The sequence below is a fragment of the Micromonospora sp. CNB394 genome (genome assembly GCF_000374985.1).
Lineage (GTDB): Bacteria > Actinomycetota > Actinomycetes > Mycobacteriales > Micromonosporaceae > Micromonospora > Micromonospora marina.
The window spans coordinates 1-17,773 of record NZ_KB895840.1 but is presented as its reverse complement, the minus strand read 5'-3'; the positions used below and the strand labels follow the sequence as shown (position 1 = coordinate 17,773).

Below are 17,773 nucleotides of genomic sequence, written 5' to 3'. Positions count from 1 at the left end.
ACTTCGCCGAGCTGGAGTTGACCATGGCCGCCCAAAGGTGCGGGTGGAACGTCATGGGTGTCAAAACGGGCCGGAGACACCCGTAGTGTTCCACCCGGGCGGGCGTCAGCGGGTGGGAGTGAGCAGGCGGCGGTAGAGGGCGTCGAGGCGTTCGGCCTGCGCCTCCCACGTCCAGCCGGGCAGTGGCGAGTCCGGGCCCTCGTAGGCGGCACGGTAGCGGGCCGGATCCGCGAGCACCGCCCGGACGGCGCGGGCCAGATCGGCGGTGTCGCGGGCGCGGAACACCTCACCCTGACCGGTGGCCCGGACCGTCTCGGCCATGGTCCGGACGTCGCTGACCACGATCGGCAGCCGCGCGTGCGCGTACTCGAAGAACTTCGTGATCAGCGCGATCTCGTGGTTGGGCCAGTGGTGCAGCGGGATCAGCCCGATGTCGGCAGTGGCGAGGAACGCGACGAGCTGGCGGTGCGGCACGTACGGCAGCACGTGCACCCGGTCGGCCACCTGATGCCGGGCGGCGCGGGCCACGACCTGACGGACGTAGGCGGCGGCCGGGTCGGCGACGACAAGGGCCAGGTGCACGCCGGGCAGCAGCGGCAGCGCCTCGACCACCGTGTCTACGCCGCGCTGGACGGCCATCGCCCCGCTGTAGACGAGCAGCGGCGTGTCCGGGGGCAGACCGCACCGCTCCCGCAGGTCGGGAGCGGACGGCTCGAAGGCGGCCGGCTCTGAGGCGGCGGTGACCGGGGCGTTCAGGATCACGGCCGGGCGCTCGGGCAGGGCGTGATCGCGTACCAGCAGGTCGGCGAGCGTGTCCGAGACGGTGACGACCGCGTCGGCGTGGCCGGCGAACTCGCGGACGTAGCCGAGGTGCGCGGGCAGCCAGCGGGCGTTGTCGCGGCGCGGCCGGGCACCGGGCAGCCACTCGTGCGCGTCCCAGACCAGCTTGGTGTCGCGTCCGGCGGCGCGGGCACGCTCGACGGCGCGGGCGGCCACGCCGAGCATCCGGAAGTCGTGCGCGTGGATCAGGTCGGGGCGCAGCTCGTCGACGACCGGACCGGCGACCCGTTCGTAGTCCCAGAGCCCCGGTTCCAGCCGCCGCCAGGCCCCGTCGCGCAGCCGGGCCCGCCAGTAGCGGACCTGGGCGTGCTCCACCGGCCGGCGGACCAGTCGCGCCGCACGCAACGGCAGCCCGCCCCGGGCCACCAGCCGAGCCCGCAGCCCGGACACGCCCCGCAGCCCCGAGACGCCACGCAGGCCGGAGCCGTCGCGCGAACCAGCGCCACGGCCCGAAGCGGAGACGTCGGCGCCCTCGGGGCCGGGGACACCGCCGCCCGGGCGGGAGACGACGGCCGGTGCAGTGGCGGGTGGTGCGGTGGCGGGTGGAGTAGCGCGAGCGGCGGCGAGCGGCAGGACGCGTACCTCGGCCTCGCCGAGCCGCCAGCGGCGTTCGGCGTCGACGTGGGCGCAGCCGATCAGCGTGACGTCCCAGCCGGCGTCGGCGGCCGAGCGGGCCGTCTTCTGCACCCGCGAGTCACCGTCGACCGCGTTGTCGACGAGCATGACCACGCGCCGGCCGAGCCGCGTCGTGTCGTCGCGCCGCATCGGCGTTCCACCCTTCACCCGTACGCCCGGACGGGCGCGAGTGTACGGGGCCCCGGGACCGTTCCGGCGGCCGCGAAACGGGCTCTGAGCTGTGGCGATGCCGGCCGTGCAGCAGACGGTCAGGTGCCGGCCGGTGGAAGTTCACCGGCCGTGCACCGAACGGGGCGGGTCAGGCCGCGCCGGAGGTGACGAGTGGGGCCGGGGCGATCGGCTGCCGGCTGTCCCTGCGGTTGGGCAGCGACAGGCGGATGACCTTCCACCAGGCGGAGGCGACCTGCTTGGGCAGCGGGCCGGTGGTGTACCGCAGGCCGTACCTGTCGAACAGCGCCCGTACCTGCGGGGCGACCTCCTGGTAGCGGTTGCTGGGCAGGTCGGGGAAGAGGTGGTGCTCGATCTGGAACGACAGGTTGCCGGTCATGATGTGCAGGAGGCGGCTTCCGCTGATGTTGGCCGAGCCGAGCATCTGCCGCAGGTACCACTCGCCGCGGGTCTCGCCCTCGATAGAGGTCTTCTCGAACGTCTCCACGCCGTTCGGGAAGTGCCCGCACATGATCACCGAGTGGCTCCACACGTTGCGCAGCAGGTTCGCGGTGAACGTGGCAGCGAGCGTGGACAGGAACGACGGCCCGGACAGCAGCGGGTGCACCACGTAGTCCTTGAGCACCTGGCGGCGGATCTTGCGGCCGACCGCCCTGGCCTTGGCCCGGAACGTGGGGTCCTTGAGCTTGCGCTGCTTGAGGTGGTCGCCCAGCTCCATGTCGTACGCGGCGATGCCGTACTCGAAGAACGCGGCGTTGAGCAGGTTCCACAGCGGCTGCCCGAGGTGCATCGGGTGCCACGGCTGGTCCTCGTCGACGCGCATGATGCCGTACCCGAGGTCGTTGTCCTTGCCGACCACGTTGGTGTACCGGTGGTGCAGCTCGTTGTGCGACTGCTTCCACTGGTCGGCCGGGGAGACGTGGTCCCACTCCCAGGTGGTGGAGTGGATCTTCGGGTCACGCATCCAGTCCCACTGGCCGTGCAGGACGTTGTGCCCGATCTCCATGTTCTCCAGGATCTTGGCGACCGTGAGACCGGCCGTGCCGACGAGCCAGGCCGGCGGGAACAGCGAGAACAGCAGCACCGCACGGCTGCTCATCTCCAGTGTCCGCTGGGTCTTGACCACCTTGCGGATGTAGCGGGCGTCCCGCTCCCCCCGGTCGGCGAGGACCCGGTCCCGGATCGCGTCCAGTTCCTTGCCGATGATCTCGATGTCCTCGGCGCTCAGGTGGGCGATCGGGTTGACGGCCTTCTTCTGGATGACGGTCACGTGGGTGGCTCCTGTCAGAGATCGATGTCGCAGGTACCGGCGGCGGCCGACACGCATGTCTGGACCAGCACGCCGTCCCCCGGTACGGCGGTGGTGACGTCGCCGTTGCGCAGGTCGCGGACGGCACCCTGGCGCAGCGGTACGACGCAGCCGAAGCAGATGCCCATCCGGCACCCGGAAGGCATCAGCACCCCGGCGCTCTCCCCCGCGTCGAGCAGGGTGGTGGCGCCGTCGGACTCGACGGTCACCCCCGCCCCGGTGAAGGTCACGGTGCCTCCCTCGCCCGGTGTGATCACCGTCGGGCGGAACCGCTCGGTGTGTAACCGCTCGACGAGGTCGTTGGCGGACCAATACCCCTCGACCGCGTCGAGCATGCCGATCGGTCCGCAGGCCCACGTCTGGCGGTCGAGGTGGTCTGGCACCAGAGCGGCCAGTTCGGCGACGTCGAGCAGGCCGTCGGTGTCGGTGTGCCGCTCGACCAGCCGCAGCGCGCCGCGTTCGGCGAGCGCGCGCAGCTCCGTACCGAAGATGACGTCGTCGCGGGTGGGTGCCGAGTGCACGAGCACCACGTCGGCCCGGTCGGCCAGCCCGGAGCGCAGCATTCCCATGACCGGGGTGATGCCGCTGCCTGCGGTGAGGAACAGGACGCGCTCGGGAGTCGCGGCGGGCAGCACGAACTCGCCCTGGGCCTGGTCGAGGTGCACGATCGTGCCGGGCCGGATCCGGCGTACGAGATGGTTGCTGACCTTGCCGTCGGGGATCGCCTTCACCGTGACGGAGATCCGGCCGTCGGCGGCGTCCGGGGGCGAGGTGAGCGAGTACGCGCGCCACTGGCGCACCCCGTCGACGTCCACGCCGAGGCGGATGTACTGCCCGGGCGTGTGGCCCTGCCAGGCGCGGCCGGGCTGGATGACCAGCGTGGCGGCGTCCCGGGTCTGCGGCCGGACGGCGACGATCCGGCCGCGCAGCGGCGCGCCCGCGCGCAGCGGCGCGATCAGGTCGAGATAGTCGTCGGGCAGCACCGGCGTGGTGACCGCTCCGGCCAGCCGCAGCAGCCTGTCCCGGAAGGTGACCTTCTGCGGGCGGCGGGAGGCAGTTGTGGTCATATGACCAGCGTGACCGCCCGATCGCATAACATCTTGACCGACAAAGGTGAAACAGCCGCAGGTTTTTGTTCGGAGGGAACAAACATGACGTCGGAGGCCGGCACGGGGCAGCGCGCCGCCCACCTCAACCTCGACGCCGGGGTGGCGGAGACGCTGCGCGCGCGGCTGCCGATGGTCGCCGAACGGACGGTCACCGCGATCACGGCCGAGGTGCCTGACTACTCCGGCGCGCTCACCGGCGCCATGCGGGCGAAGATCGAAAACGCGGTACGCATCGCACTGGGAACGTTCCTCCAGCTCATCGAGGGTACCCAGGCGTTCGACCCGAGCACTCCCCTGGCCCCCGCGCTGGAGGCCGCGTACGCGCTGGGCAGCGGCGAGGCCCGCTCGGGGCGCAGCATGGACGCGTTGCTGGCCGCGTACCGGGTGGGCGCCCGGGTGGCCTGGCGCGAGGTGTCCACCACCACGGTACGCAGCGGGCTGGCCGCCGAGACGGTGGCCGAGTTCGCCGAGCTGATGTTCGCCTACATCGACGAGCTGTCCGCCGCGAGCGTCGCCGGGCACGCCGACGAGCTGGCCAGCGCCGGCCGGATGCGCCGCCGCAGCCTGGAACGGCTCACCCAGCAACTGCTCGCGGGCGAGCCGGAGGAGTCACTGCGGCGCAGCGCCGAACGCGCCGACTGGCCGCCGCCGCAGACGCTCACCGTGGTGCTGCTGCCCCGCCGGCACCTGCGCGCGGTGCTGGCACTGCTCAACCCGTACACGCTGGAGAGCGGCGAGGACCTGCCCGGCATGAACGCGGTCGAGGAGCTGGCCGTACTGCTGGTGCCGGACATGCACGGCGGGCGGCGCCGCCAGCTCACCCGGCTGCTGCACGGGCACCGGGCGGTGCTCGGCCCGGCCCGGCCCTGGCACCGGGTGGCCGCGTCGTACCACCGGGCCACCCGGGCGCTCGCGCTCGGCCTGGGCGAGCCGGACGCCGGGCCGGTCGACACCGAACGCCACCTGGCAACGCTGCTGCTCAGCATGGACCCGGAAGCCCTGGCCGACCTGCGCGCGCAGGCGCTCGCGCCGCTGGCCCCGCTGCCCCCGGCCACCGCACACCGGCTGGCCGGGACCCTGCGGTCGTGGCTGCTGCACCAGGGACGCCGCGACGACGTGGCGGCCGACCTGTTCGTGCACCCGCAGACCGTCCGCTACCGGATGGGCAAGCTGCGCGAGCTGTTCGGCGACCGGCTGCACGACCCCGCCACGGTTCTCGACCTCACCATCGCTCTCGCCGTACCCCCGGAGCCGGAGGCCGCCTGACGCCGCGCCGGGGCGCACGGCCCGGTGCGGCCGGGAGACGTGATCGAGGTGGTGGACCCGGAGCGGCAGGGCTTCGTCGTGGCCTCGACGCGCGTGTGGGATCTGAATCCGGCTGCCGCGTTCGTGGTCTTCGGCGACCAGGACTCCGGGTGCGCCTCCTACGGCGTGGAGTCGGCGGGCCGGCGCTGGTTCGTCAAGCGGGCCGGGACACCCGCCGCGCGGGGGTCGCTGACCCGCGCGCTGGGCCTGCACGCGGCGGTCCGGCACCCGGCGATGGTCCGGCCCGAGCTGGTACGCGACGGCACGGACGGCCCGACGCTGGTGTACCCGTGGTGCGACGGCACCGTGCTCAGCCACGCCACCACCGGCGGCGGCAGCGATCGGAGCGGCCTGGCTGGCTTCCAGCGGCTGCCGGTCGCCGAGGTACGCGCGGCGCTGGACACGATCCTCGCGTACCGGCCGGGACCGTTGGTGCTCGACTCCGATCGGCTGACCGGCTCGCGCCGCTACCTGTCTCCGGAGGAGCTGACCCGCGGTGCGGCGATCGACGATCGCACTTCCGGTCCTCCCCTGCCGGCCGTCCGACTGGACTTCGGCGCCCTTGGCAGCTTCGGGCGTTACTGTGCGTCATGTCAGCCTGTCGAGCAGCGAGTCACGTAGGGTGACGCACACTTCCGCAGTCGATTGGTCCCGTTTTCTTCGCAGCAAGCTCTTGAGCTGCGGGAACGCCGGAGAGGGCGACGGCCGCACTCATACCCCTGCGCGCCCTTTGCTCTGCAGCCGCATGAGCGACGGTGGCCGCGAGTTACCGATGCGCCGATGGCTGCAGAGCAAAGGACGCGAGGGGAGTCATGCCGGGGAGGCCGTGCCACTACCCTCGGTGACGGCAATCCGGTGCGGCCACGCCGAAGTGGCCGAGCCCGACGCGACCACGGCCGACACGGCCAGGCCGGCGCGAGCAGGACGCAGCCCAGCAACAGCCGCGCCGAGCGGCTGGGCGACGCGCCGTGGCGACGCGCCGTGGCGACGCGCCGTGGCGACGCGCCGTGGCGACGCGCCGTGGCGACGCGCCGTGGCGACGCGCCGTCCAGCGACAGGAGGGCGGCAGGGCGGCGGGGGCGAGGGCGGCGGGGGCGGGGCGGATCAGCGGGGCGGCGACGACAATTCCGCAAAGTTCACCGTCGGCACGGGCCGGCGCCAAACATATTCACACCCGTCTGTTGACGCGTGCGGGATCGACGACAATCATTACTCTCGCTGGATCGACGTACGATCGATGTCGGATCTGGTGGCATTTCTTACCCCTCGACGGGATCGCGCCGGGACTGCGATCCCGTCGGGCGACCACGCCCGGCGTACGTCCCGGTGATCCTATCGATCCACTAGGAATTGTCGCCGCACGCCCGAGGAGTCCGCCGGTGGACGGGAACAACGACGCTCCCGCACCGAGCCCGCCGAGGCCGGTGCAGAACGGCTCTGATCTGCCCGAACAGCTCGCCCTGCACGGCGGGCAGCCGGTGCGGCGAACGCCCTGGCCGACGTACGACAAGGGCGCGGTCTTCGTGCACACCGAGGACGAGGACGCGGCTATTCGCGCCGTCCGCAGCCACCTCTACTTCCGATACGACCACCGCCCACCTGACGAAACCGAATGCGGACGGTTCGAGGACGAACTGTGTCGCTATTTCGGCACCCGGCACGCGCTGGCCGTTTCCAGCGGGACCGCGGCGCTGGCGCTCGCCCTGATGGGCGCCGGAGTGCCACCGGGATCATTGGTGGCCTGCCCCGGATTCACTTTCGTCGCCTCCCCCAGCGCCATTGTGCTGGCCGGTTGCCGGCCATTCCTGGTCGAGGTCGACGACGACCTGCGGATGGACCTCGACGACCTGCGCCGCCGCTGGCGGCCCGAGATCCGTGCCGTCATGGTCGTGCACATGCGCGGCTTCGCCGCCGACGTCGAGGCGCTGTCCGCGTTCGCCGCCGAGATGGGCGTGCCGCTGATCGAGGACGCGGTACCAGCGCTCGGCGCCGAACTCCACGGCCGCAAGCTCGGCACGTTCGGGGCCGCCGGGGCGTTCAGCACGCAGTCCGACAAGGCGCTCAACTGCGGCGAGGGCGGCTTCCTGATCACCGACGACAGCACGCTGTTCGCACGGGCGGTGGCGCTGTCCGGCGCGTACGAGGGACGGCTGCGGCGGCACTTCCCGCACGGCGAGCCGCCGCTGACCGGCCTGGACCTGCCGCTGCTGAGCCTGCGGATGGACGAGATCCGGGCGGCCCTGCTGCGCGCCGAGCTGACCCGGCTGCCGCAGCGGCTGGCGCTGTTCCACCGCAACTACGCGCACGTCAGCGCCGCCCTGGCCGGGCTGCCCGGCATCGCGGTCCGGCGGCCGGTCGCGCCCGGGGCGTACCTCGGGGAGGCGTTCGTGTTCCGGGTGCCCGGCGGCGCGGCGGGCTGGGGCGACGCGGGCTGGTTCGCCCGCGCGCTGCGGGCCGAGGGGATCGACGCCCGCAACATCGGCGCGGACGACGACGTCAACGTGCGGGCGTTCTGGAACTGGCGGTTCCTGTACGACAGCGCCGACCCCGGGGAGATCCGCGCGACGCTGCCGCGCACCGCGCGGCTGCTGACCGAGACCGTCGACGTGCCGCTGTCGTCGAACCTCACGCCCGCTGACTGCGACGACCTGGTCCGCGCCGTCCGCAAGGTGGCCGCCGCCCGCGCGTCCACCCTGGTCGGGTCGTGACCGGCGCGCAGGCCCCCGCCCGGCCGCTGCCCCGGCTCGCGCTGGCCGGTCTGCTCGGCGGGCTGTTCACCGGCTACCTCGGGCTGACCGCGGTGATCCCGGTGCTGCCCGGCTTCCTGCGCGAACGGCACGACGCCGGTGACCTGACAGTCGGCGTGGTGATCACGGTGACGGCGGTGACCGCGCTGCTGGTGCGCCCGGTCGCGGGCGCCCTCGCGGACCGGCACGGACACCGCACGGTGATGCTGGCCGGGGCGCTCGTGGTGGCCGGCGGCGGCCTGCTCTACCTGGCCCCGCTCGGCGTACCCGCGCTGGTGGCGGTCCGGCTGCTGCTCGGTGCCGGTGAGGCGGCGCTGTTCACCGCAGGCGCGGTGTGGATCGTGCAGCTCGCCCCGCACGAGCGGCGCGGCCAGCTCATCGGCCTGTACGGGGTGAGCATGTGGGGCGGCATCTCCGCCGGCACGTTCCTCGGCGCCACCGTGCAGCAGGCCGGTTACCAGTCGGTGTGGGTGCTCAGTGCGGTCGCCCCGGCGGTCGGCGCGGCGCTCGTCGCGCTGGTGCCCGCGCCGGCGCGTACCGCACCGGCTGCCAAGGGCGCCGGGCTGCTGCTGCGCCCGGCGCTGCTGCCCGGCATCGCGCTCACCTTCGGCGCCGCCGGGTACGCGGGCCTGGCCGCGTTCGTCGTGCTGCACCTGGACGCCCGGGGCGTCGGCCACGGCGTGGTGGTGCTGAGCGTCTTCAGCGCCGTGTACGCCGGCACCCGCCTGGTCATCGGCCACCTGCCCGACCGGCTCGGCCCGCGCCGGGTGGCCACCTGGTGCGGGGTGGGCGAGGCGGTCGGGCTGCTGGTCATCGCGGTCGCGCCGAACCTGCCGGTCGCGGTGGCCGGCAGCGTGGTGATGGGCGTCGGGTTCTCCCTGCTGCACCCGTCGCTGGCGCTGATGGTGATGAACCGTACCGACCCGGCGCGGCAGGGTGCGGCGATCGGGGCGTACACCTCGTTCTGGGATCTGGGCCTGGCGGTGTGGGGGCCGGCGACCGGCCTGGTCGCGGCCGGTCTCGGTTATCCGGCGGTGTTCGTCGCGGGCGCGGCCGGCGCGGCGGTCGCCGCCGCGATGGCGCTGCGCATCGGCCGGCCCGCGGTGGCGCCGGCTCCGGCGGAGGTACGCGCGGCATGAGCGCACCGGTCACCGTCCTGAACGTCAACGGCTGGTGCCGCAACGGCAGCACCGTCATCGGCAACGTGCTCGGCGAGGTGCCCGGTGTGGTGCACGTCGGCGAGCTGCACTTCCTGTGGAAGAACTCGACCGGCCGTGGAGTGAACGACAGGTGCGGCTGCGGCGCCGCGCTGACCGCGTGTCCGCTGTGGTCGGCGGTGCTGCCGGTCGGCCGTCCGGCGGGCATGCCGGCGGACGCGCACGCCGCCGAGGTGATCCGGCGGCAACGGGCCCGGCTGCGGACCCGGCACACCTGGCGGGTGCTGCGGCGGGGCGCGTACGACGCGGACACCCGCGCACACGCCGGCCTGCTCGGCGCGGTCTACCGGGAGGTGGCCGCACGCACCGGCGCCCGGGTGATCGTGGACAGCACCAAGATCCCCGGCGAGTCGGCGTTGCTGCCGCACGTCCCGGGCGTCGAGGCGTACTGGTTGCACCTGGTGCGCGACCCGCGTGCGGTGGCGCACTCGTGGCGGGAGCCGAAGGAGTACGTCTACGCGATGTCGGCGGCACGCAGCACCGCGTACTGGCACGGGTTCAACCGGGCGTCGGCGGCGATCAACCGGCGGTACCCGGACCGGTCGGCGTTCCTGCGCTACGAGGACTTCACCGCCGACCCGGCCGCCGCGATCGGCGCCCTGCTGAAGCTGGTCGGCGTCGACCCGGCGGCCAACCCGGTGCGGGACCGCACCGTCGAGCTGCGCGGCAACCACACGGTCACCGGCAACCCGGACCGGTTCCGGACCGGCCCGACGGTGATCCGGGACCGCGACGACGGATGGCGGCGCACGCTCACCGGCCGGCAGCGGCTCGCCGTGGCGGCGCTGGCCTGGCCGCTGTCCACCCGGTACGGCTACCGGTACGGCGGGCCGGACCGCGACCCGGCACACCCCGGCGCGGCGGCCCGCGCCGGCGAGACGGAGAGGTGAGGACGTGGATCTGGGGCTCAAGGGCCGGGTGGCGCTCGTCGCGGGCGGCACCAGCGGCATCGGGCTGGCCTGCGCGAAGGAGTTCGCCGCGGAGGGCGCGCACGTGGCGGTCTGCGGGCGTGACCCGCAGCGGCTGGCCGCCGCGGAACGGGAGCTGACCGCTGTGGCGTCCGGCCGGGTCAGCGCGACCGGCGTGGACCTCACCGACACCGGCGCCGCCGCCCGCTGGGTGGACCGGGTCGCCGCCGAGCTGGGCGGGGTGGACGTGCTGCTGGTCAGCGGCGGCAGCCCGCCCGTGGGCACCGCCACCGGGTTCGGCGTCGACGACTACCGGGCGGCCGTCGACCGGGTGCTGCTGCCGGCGGTAGCGGTGTCGCTGGCCGCGCTGCCGCACATGCGCGCCGCGGGCTGGGGCCGGCTGCTGCTGGTGGCCTCGGAGACCGCCTGCGTGCCGATCGGCCCGCTCGTGCTGTCCGGGGTGACCCGGGCGGCGCTGGTCCGCTTCGCCCAGGGCCTCGCCGTCGACGTGGGCCGCGACGGCATCACCGTCAACGTGCTGGCGCCCGGCGGGGTGCGGACGCCGCCGATGGAACGCGCCGCGGTCCGGCTCGCCGGCGCGGACGGCGACGTCGAGGCGCGACTGTCCGCGATGGGGCACCACAGCGCCGTCGGCCGGCTGGCCCGGCCCGAGGAGGTCGCCGCGGTGGCCGCGTTCCTGGCCGGTGAGCGGGCGTCGTACGTGACCGCCGGGGTGCACCTGATCGACGGCGGCGCCGCCGCGACCGGCCCCGACCTGCCCCACCTCACCGGCGTCCGTAAGGACACCTACGCCTGACCCACCGACCGCCGCACAAGGGAGTGCCCATGTCCACGACCAGCCGGTTCACCGAGCGGGACGTCTCCGAGTTCTTCGACCAGACCACGCAGACGTACCTCAGCTTCTGGGACAGCGAGGGCGTGCTGCACACCGGCTACTTCACCGGGGAGGACGACACCGACTACCACGCGGCGGCCGACCGGACCTCCGACATCCTCGCCGCCGACGCCGGCATCGACGCCTCGGCCAACGTGCTCGACGTGGGCTGCGGCTGCGGCAACTTCCTGCTGCGTCTGGCCGGGCGCACCGGATGCCGGGGCGAAGGGGTGGACCTGAGCATCGAGCGGGTGCGCTTCGCCGAGCAGCGGCGCGCCGAACGGGGCGCGTCGCTTCCCGTGTCGTTCCGGCACGGCTCGGCCACCGCCCTGCCGTACGACGACGGCACGTTCACGCACGTGGTCAGCCAGGACGCGTTGTTCCTGGTGCCGGACAAGCCGCGCAGCCACGCCGAGATGTTCCGGGTGCTCGTCCCCGGCGGGGTGCTGGCGGTGTCCGACTTCCTCCAGCCCACCGAGCGGATCGGCGAGGCGGCCCGCCGGCACGTCTACGACCGGGTGCGCTGGAACGACGGCTACTCGCTCGACGGCTACCGCCGGGCACTGACCGAGGCCGGGTTCGTGGACGTGGTCGCGCGCAGCCTCGACGCGCACATCAGGCAGACGTACCGGGTGCTGGGCCGCACCGCCCGGGAGCGCGCGGAGACGACGGCGGACGAGGCGGCTCGGACCTGGATCCTCGGCTTCGCCGACTCGTGCGACGAGATCCAGGCGGCGATCGACAGGGGCGAGTTCGGCTGGGGCATGTTCGTCGCCCGCAAGCCGGCCTGAGGAAGGGACAGCAGATGTCGCAGCGCACCGGCACCGTGAAGCGGACGATCGCCGAGGTCGTCGCCGAGCGGAAGACGCAGATGTCGCCCGGCGCGACGTTCGTCGAGGCGTTCGCCAAGGACGGCTTCGACACCAGCGTCGACTACGACGTGACGATCACCGACTCGCTCACCAGTTCCCGGCGCAAGCCCCGCTACCCGTCGCGGAACATGCTCAAGGTGGTGGACCTGTCCCGGGATCCGCAGGACTACTACTGGCACGAGAGTCCGCCCCGCCCGGACGACCCGGCGGTGGACGGCGCGGACCTGCGCCGGGAGGCGGCCAACCACTTCCACCGCTCCCCCATCCCGCCGCTGCTCACCACCACGGCCTGGGTGCAGGTGCCGGACACGCTGTGGGAGGACCCGGTCAGCTTCGCGCAGTTCATCGACTACCGGCTGGTGGTGCGGCTGGCCACGGCCGAGAACCACACCATCCTGCGCGGCGAGGGCGGACTGCTGACCATGCCGGACCTGGGCCGGCTCACCGACCCGGGACCGTTCGCGTCGACGATCCTGGCCGCGTGCAACGAGGTCGAGCAGATGGGCAGCACCGCCGACGGGCTGATCGTCAACCCGGCCGACTACTACCGGCTGCTGGGCAGCGGCTCGCTGATGCGGGACGTGGAGGACAACGGCGTGTTCATCGTGCGTACCCGGCTGGTCGACCCGGGCACCGCCATCGTCGGGGACTTCGGCCACGGCGCGCTGCTGTTCGACGCCGGCCGGTCCACCATCGGGTTCGCCGAGCCGCCGCCGGGCACGTTCGCCGAGCCGGGGGTGGCGCTGCGCGCCGAGATCTGGGAGCGGGTCGTGGTGAACCTGCCCACCTGCTTCTTCGTCGTGACGCTCTGACCGGCGGCGACTGATGACGACGCCGGGCCGTACCGACCCCGACGTGCTGGTCGTCGGCGCGGGCGTGGTGGGCCTGTGCTGCGCCTGGTTCCTGCGCCGCGCCGGGCACACCGTCACGGTGGTGGACCGGGGCGAGGTCGGCGACGCGGCGGCCTGCTCGGCCGGGAACACCGGTTTCGTCGGCACCCAGGGCTCGGCGCCGCTGGCCGAGCCGGGGGTGCCGGCCACCGGGATCCGCTGGCTGTTGCGCCCGGAGAGCCCGTTCGCGGTCCGGCCCCGGCTGGACGGCGCGCTGCTGGCGTGGCTCTGGCACTTCCGCCGGCACTGCACCGAACAGCACGCCCGCGCCGGGTTCGAGACGCTGCTCGCGCTCAAGCAGCGCAGCCTCGCGTTGCTGCGCGAGATCTGCGCCGAGGACGAGCTGGCCGGGACGCTCACCGAACGCGGCATGATCCTGGCCTGTCACACCGAGCAGGGGTACGCGAAGGCGCGCCGGACGATCCCGGCGGCGACCGCACGCGGCGTGCCGCTGCGTGAGCTGGGCCGGGCCGAGCTGGCCCGGCTGGAACCGGGCGTCGACTTCGCGGTGGCCGGGACGCTGCTCAACGAGGAGGGCGCCGCGCTGCGCGTCCCGGCGTTCCTGGTCGCGCTCGCGGCGGCGCTGCGGGCCCGGGGCGTGGACGTCGTCACCGGCGCCGAGGTACGCGACTTCGAGGTGACCGGGCGGCGGGTACGCGCCGTGCGCACCACCAGCGGTGAGCTGCGCCCGGCCGAGGTGGTGATCGCCGCCGGGGTGTGGTCGGCGGCGTGCGCCCGGATGCTCGGCGTCGGGCTGACGCTGCAACCGGCGAAGGGCTACACCGTCACGCTGCCCGCCGAGCCCGGCACTCCCACCCGGCCGGTGCTGCTCAGCGAGGGCAAGGTCGCGGTGATGCCGCTGGGTGACCGGGTACGCGTCGGCGGCACGCTGGAGCTGTCCGGGCTGGACGCGTCGATCTCACCGCGCCGCGTCGACGGGATCCTGCACACCGCGCGGCGGTACCTGCCGGCGCTGGACACCGGCCGGCGGCTGGACGTGTGGGCCGGGCTGCGCCCGTGCACCCCGGACAGCCTGCCGCTGATCGGGCGGGCCGACGGCTACGACAACGTCAGCGTGGCCACCGGGCACGGGCACATCGGGATGGGTCTGGCCCCGGCCGGCGGCCAGCTGCTCGCCCAGATCGTCTCCGGCATCGAGCCGGACCTGCCGCCGGAGACGTTCGCGGTGGACCGCTTCCGGAAGGGGATCTCGTGAGCGACCGGCCGGAGATCGGCGTGCTCTGCCTCGACACCAGCTTCGACAAGATCCCCGGGCACATCCGCAACCCGGACACGTTCGGCTTCCCGGTGCGCTACCGGGTGGTGGAGGGCGCCACCCCGCAGCGGCTGGTCCGCGAGGCCGACCCGGCACTGCTGCAACCGTTCGTCGAGGCGGCCCGCGACCTGGAGGCGGCCGGGGTCGCCGGGATCACCGGCGCGTGCGGGTTCCTCGTGCTGTTCCAGGCCGAACTCGCCGCCGCGGTGCGCGTCCCGCTGTGGTCGTCGAGCCTGGTGCAACTGCCGATGGTGCACCGGATGGTCGGGCGCCGCGTCGGGCTGCTGGTCGCCGACGAGGCCGCGCTGACCCGGCGCCACCTGGCCGCGATCGGCGCGGACGACGTCCCGGTGGCGGTCACCGGCATGGCCGGGCAGCCGGAGTTCCGCGAGGTGATGCTGGAGGGGCGGCGCGACGCCCTCGACGTCGGGCGGCTGGCGGCCGAGGTGGACGAGCGGGTCGACACGCTGGCCCGCGCGCACCCGGACCTGGGGGCGCTGGTCGTCGAGTGCACCGACCTGGTGCCGTTCGCCCACCGGATCCAGGCGCGGCTGGGCGTGCCGGTGTTCGACATCGTCACGCTGACCACGATGGCGTACGCGAGCCTCACCCGGCGTCCGTACCGGCCGGGTGGATGAGCGCGGGGCCGTCGCGCCCGCGCCACACGCTGGCCGAGGCGCCCAGCCGGACGAGCACCTGCCGCCCACAGTCACGCGGGACGGCCGCACGGAGGTGCTCGACGACGACGAGCAGTGAGCGCGACGCATCCGCCCGACCCGCGAGCGCGGCCGGGCGGGTGCGGTGGTGCTCAGACCGGCGGGATGCCGGAGCGCCCGATGTCCGACATGTCGTCGCCGATCTCGGTCCGGGTGCCGGCCACCGGCCCGGCGCCGGCCTCGGTCCGGTCCTCGACGCAGGCGTCGCCCAGCCCGTGCATCAGCTCCCCGACCACGGCGAGCGCCGAGCCCTTGTCCGGGCAGGGCGTCCCGGTGGCGAGCACCTGACCGTCGGCACCGACGACGGTGAACCCCACACTGCCGTCGGCCTCGCTCTCGATGACGAACTTCACCGCACTCCTCCCGCTCCGCTCAGCTCACGCCGTGCGTCTGCAGCCACAGCTCCAGCAGGCCCAGTTGCCACAGCTTGTTGCTGCCGGCGGCGGCCTGGGCCCGGTCCGGCTCGGCCAGCAGCTCGTCGACGTACGCCCGGCGGAACAGGCCGCGCCGGCGCGCCTCGGGCGCCCCCAGCGCCTCGACCACCAACTCTCGCACGGGACCGTCGACGTTGCGCAGCGCCGGCACCGGGAAGTAGCCCTTGGGCCGGTCGATGACCTCGGCCGGCAGCACCTCGCGGGCGACCTCCTTGAGCACGCCCTTGCCGCCCTGGGCCAGCTTGTGTTCCGGCGGGCAGGCCGCGGCGAGCGTGACCAGGTCCTGGTCGAGGAAGGGCGTACGCACCTCCAGCCCCCACGCCATGCTCATGCTGTCCACCCGCTTGACCGGGTCGTCGGGCAGCATCAGGTGGGTGTCCAGGCGCAGCACCGCGTCCACGGCGGTCTGCGCGCCCGGCGCGGCCAGGTCCGCTTCGACCAGGTCGCCGCTGGCGTCACCGGCGCAGGCGTACGCCGGTTCGACTACCTCGGTCAGCTCGGCGTGGTCACGGTCGAAGAACGCGGCGGTGAACTCGGCCGCCGCGTCCTCACGGTTCGCGCGGGCCAGGCGGTGGTGGTAGCCGTAGCCGGCGAACACCTCGTCGGCGCCCTGGCCGGACTGCGCCACCTTCACGTGCCGGGCGACCTGCTCGGCGAGCAGGTGGAACGCCACCACGTCGTGGCTGCCCATCGGTTCGGTCATGGCCGCCACGGTGGCGCGTACGGCCGGGCCGAGATCGCCGTCGGCGAGCCGGATGCGGTGGTGGTCGGTGCCGAACGTGCGGGCGACCAGGTCGGAGTAGCGGAACTCGTCGCCGGTCTCGTCGCCGCGGCTGTCGAAGCCGATGCTGAACGTCTGGAGGTGGTGCTGTCCGGCGCCGTCGAGCAGCGCCACGATCATGCTGGAGTCGAGCCCGCCGGAGAGCAGCACCCCGACCGGCACGTCCGCGACCAGCCGGCGGCGCACGGCGGTGCGCAGCGCGTCCCCGACGGCGGCCCGCCAGTCGGCCGCGTCCATGCCGTCGTGGGCCGGGTCGCGCCGGTACTCGGGCCGCCAGTAGACGCGCTCGCGGCTGCGCCCGTCGGCCTCGACCACCCGGACGGTGGCCGGGGGCAGCTTGCGGATCCCGCGCAGGATCGTGCGCGGCGCCGGCACGATCGAGTGCCAGGACAGGTAGTGGTGCAGCGCGACCGGGTCGATGCCGGTGTCGACGTCGCCGCCGGCCAGCAGCGCCGGCAGCGTCGAGGCGAACCGGAGCCGGCCGGGCGACTCGGCGAGGTAGAGCGGCTTGATGCCGAGCCGGTCGCGGGCCAGCACGAGGCGGCGGCGCCGCCGGTCCACCAGGGCCACCGCGAACATGCCGACCAGGTGGTCGACGAACCGCTCCCCCCAATGCGCGTACGCCACCAGGATCACCTCGGTGTCGCTGGTGCTGTGGAAGGTGTGCCCGGCCGCACGAAGTTCGTCGCGCAACTGCGGGTAGTTGTAGACGCACCCGTTGAAGACCAGGGCCAGGCCGAGGTCGTCGCGGACCATCGGCTGGGCGCCGGCCGCGGACAGGTCGATCACGGTGAGCCGGCGGTGCCCGAGCGTGATCCAGCCGTCACTCCACGCGCCCTCGCCGTCCGGGCCGCGCGACCGCATGGCCGCGGTCATCCGGGTCACCGCGGCGGCGTCGGGGGCGGCCCCGTCAAACCTGGCCTCACCGCTGATCCCGCACATCTCAGCGTCCACCGGTCAGTCGCGGAGCGCCCACCATGCCAACCTCCCGCCGCGTCGTGTCCCGGGCGGTCCGCCGGGTACGGCGACTACCCGGCCTGTGGCGAAGGAAACCCGGATGGGCGGTTGCCGAGCCGGGCACGGCGAGCCGTCGTACGGTGGCGGTACGGGCCACGTCCCCGGGCGGTCCGGCCACGGGACGTGGCCAGGATCAACGACGCCTGCCAGGAGGACGTGTGTTCGCCAATTCCGAGGAACTCCTGCGATACCTCACTGACGAGGACGTGAAGTTCGTCGACGTACGTTTCTGTGACCTGCCCGGCGTGATGCAGCACTTCAACCTGCCGGTCGAGTCGTTCGACGACAGTGTCTTCACCGACGGCCTCGCCTTCGACGGATCCTCGATCCGCGGCTTCCAGTCGATCCACGAGTCGGACATGCTGCTGCTGCCGGACGTGGCGACCGCGTTCGTGGACCCGTTCCGGGCGCAGAAGACGCTGGCGTTGAACTTCTTCGTGCACGACCCGTTCACCCGTGAGGCGTACTCGCGGGATCCGCGCAACGTGGCGAAGAAGGCCGAGGCGTACCTGGCGGCGAGCGGTATCGCGGACACCGCGTACTTCGGCGCGGAGGCGGAGTTCTACATCTTCGACTCGATCCGCCACGAGACCTCCGCGCACCAGTCGTTCTACTACATCGACTCGATCGAGGGCGCCTGGAACAGCGGCCGG

Annotated in this window: 16 protein-coding genes; 11 read left to right on the top strand and 5 right to left on the bottom strand. The window is 73.6% G+C overall.

The features are described 5' to 3' along the window. Window positions 1-105 precede the first annotated feature (105 nt). From C569_RS0117985 to C569_RS0117975, 3 genes are all read right to left on the bottom strand, one after another. On the bottom strand, window positions 106-1,605 hold the full coding sequence (locus C569_RS0117985; protein WP_018787169.1) for a glycosyltransferase: 1,500 nt from the start codon (window positions 1,603-1,605) through the stop codon (window positions 106-108). A 169-nt stretch (window positions 1,606-1,774) separates the two neighbouring features. Further along, window positions 1,775-2,914, bottom strand: coding sequence for an acyl-CoA desaturase (locus C569_RS0117980; protein WP_018787168.1), 1,140 nt, complete (start codon window positions 2,912-2,914; stop codon window positions 1,775-1,777). A gap of 14 nt (window positions 2,915-2,928) precedes the next feature. Further along, window positions 2,929-4,020 (bottom strand): ferredoxin reductase, encoded by a 1,092-nt coding sequence (locus tag C569_RS0117975; RefSeq protein WP_018787167.1) that lies wholly within the window; start codon window positions 4,018-4,020, stop codon window positions 2,929-2,931. A gap of 84 nt (window positions 4,021-4,104) precedes the next feature. On the opposite strand from C569_RS0117975, the gene C569_RS0117970 reads away from it, so the two are divergent. The 10 genes from C569_RS0117970 to C569_RS0117925 all read left to right on the top strand — a co-directional run bounded on the left by C569_RS0117970 (window position 4,105) and on the right by C569_RS0117925 (window position 14,810). Beyond that, entirely contained in the window at window positions 4,105-5,328 is a 1,224-nt protein-coding gene (locus tag C569_RS0117970; protein WP_018787166.1) for a CdaR family transcriptional regulator, read from the top strand. 39 nt (window positions 5,329-5,367) lie between these two features. Next, window positions 5,368-5,988 (top strand): hypothetical protein, encoded by a 621-nt coding sequence (locus C569_RS30520; RefSeq protein ID WP_231394828.1) that lies wholly within the window; start codon window positions 5,368-5,370, stop codon window positions 5,986-5,988. A 758-nt stretch (window positions 5,989-6,746) separates the two neighbouring features. Next, window positions 6,747-8,075 (top strand): DegT/DnrJ/EryC1/StrS aminotransferase family protein, encoded by a 1,329-nt coding sequence (locus C569_RS0117960; RefSeq protein ID WP_018787164.1) that lies wholly within the window; start codon window positions 6,747-6,749, stop codon window positions 8,073-8,075. Continuing rightward, window positions 8,072-9,253: an MFS transporter gene (locus C569_RS0117955; protein ID WP_018787163.1), complete on the top strand. Its 1,182-nt coding sequence runs from the start codon at window positions 8,072-8,074 to the stop codon at window positions 9,251-9,253. The genes C569_RS0117960 and C569_RS0117955 overlap by 4 nt, the downstream gene beginning before the upstream one ends. Then, on the top strand, window positions 9,250-10,221 hold the full coding sequence (locus C569_RS0117950; RefSeq protein WP_018787162.1) for a sulfotransferase domain-containing protein: 972 nt from the start codon (window positions 9,250-9,252) through the stop codon (window positions 10,219-10,221). The genes C569_RS0117955 and C569_RS0117950 overlap by 4 nt, the downstream gene beginning before the upstream one ends. A 4-nt stretch (window positions 10,222-10,225) precedes the next feature. After that, window positions 10,226-11,056 carry an SDR family NAD(P)-dependent oxidoreductase gene (locus C569_RS0117945; RefSeq protein WP_018787161.1) on the top strand — a complete coding sequence of 277 codons (831 nt, stop codon included), beginning with the start codon at window positions 10,226-10,228 and terminating at the stop codon, window positions 11,054-11,056. Between the two features lie 29 nt (window positions 11,057-11,085). Next, the gene (locus C569_RS0117940; protein ID WP_018787160.1) at window positions 11,086-11,925 is read left to right on the top strand and encodes a class I SAM-dependent methyltransferase; all 840 of its coding nucleotides are present in this window, start codon (window positions 11,086-11,088) and stop codon (window positions 11,923-11,925) included. 14 nt (window positions 11,926-11,939) lie between these two features. Further along, window positions 11,940-12,818, top strand: a complete 879-nt coding sequence (locus C569_RS0117935) for a family 3 encapsulin nanocompartment shell protein (protein WP_018787159.1) — start codon at window positions 11,940-11,942, stop codon at window positions 12,816-12,818. A gap of 13 nt (window positions 12,819-12,831) precedes the next feature. Beyond that, window positions 12,832-14,112, top strand: a complete 1,281-nt coding sequence (locus C569_RS0117930) for an FAD-dependent oxidoreductase (protein ID WP_018787158.1) — start codon at window positions 12,832-12,834, stop codon at window positions 14,110-14,112. Continuing rightward, on the top strand, window positions 14,109-14,810 hold the full coding sequence (locus C569_RS0117925) for an aspartate/glutamate racemase family protein (RefSeq protein WP_018787157.1): 702 nt from the start codon (window positions 14,109-14,111) through the stop codon (window positions 14,808-14,810). The genes C569_RS0117930 and C569_RS0117925 overlap by 4 nt, the downstream gene beginning before the upstream one ends. A 170-nt stretch (window positions 14,811-14,980) precedes the next feature. Here the strand turns inward: C569_RS0117925 and C569_RS0117915 are convergent, their stop codons facing one another. Next, window positions 14,981-15,241: a hypothetical protein gene (locus tag C569_RS0117915; protein WP_018787155.1), complete on the bottom strand. Its 261-nt coding sequence runs from the start codon at window positions 15,239-15,241 to the stop codon at window positions 14,981-14,983. Between the two features lie 19 nt (window positions 15,242-15,260). Then, window positions 15,261-17,045, bottom strand: coding sequence for an N-acetylglutaminylglutamine amidotransferase (locus tag C569_RS0117910; protein ID WP_018787154.1), 1,785 nt, complete (start codon window positions 17,043-17,045; stop codon window positions 15,261-15,263). A 233-nt stretch (window positions 17,046-17,278) separates the two neighbouring features. On the opposite strand from C569_RS0117910, the gene C569_RS0117905 reads away from it, so the two are divergent. Then, window positions 17,279-17,773, top strand: a 495-nt coding sequence (locus C569_RS0117905) for a glutamine synthetase beta-grasp domain-containing protein (protein WP_018787153.1), incomplete at its 3' end; no start/stop codon positions are given.